The 318-nt window shown below is 55.7% G+C and carries 1 rRNA gene; it reads left to right on the top strand.

What is annotated here, in order from left to right:
- Positions 1 to 318, top strand: a 23S ribosomal RNA gene (locus C475_RS22290); the annotation flags it as partial.

Here is a 318-nt window from a genome sequence, read left to right as displayed (position 1 = left end):
GACTGTCTAGTAACAACATAGGTGACCGCAAATCCGCAAGGACTCGTACGGTCACTGAATCCTGCCCAGTGCGGGTATCTGAACACCTCGTACAAGAGGACGAAGGACCCGTCAACGGCGGGGGTAACTATGACCCTCTTAAGGTAGCGTAGTACCTTGCCGCTTCAGTAGCGGCTTGCATGAATGGATAAACGAGAGCGCCACTGTCCCAACGTTGGACCCGGTGAACTGTACGTTCCAGTGCGGAGTCTGGAGACCCCCAAGGGGAAGCGAAGACCCTATAGAGCTTTACTGCAGGCTGTCGCTGAGACGTGGTCG

It is taken from the genome of Halosimplex carlsbadense 2-9-1 (assembly GCF_000337455.1).
GTDB classification, from domain to species: domain Archaea; phylum Halobacteriota; class Halobacteria; order Halobacteriales; family Haloarculaceae; genus Halosimplex; species Halosimplex carlsbadense.
Note: the sequence above shows the minus strand (reverse complement) of the source record. Positions and strands in the feature narration are given on the sequence as shown.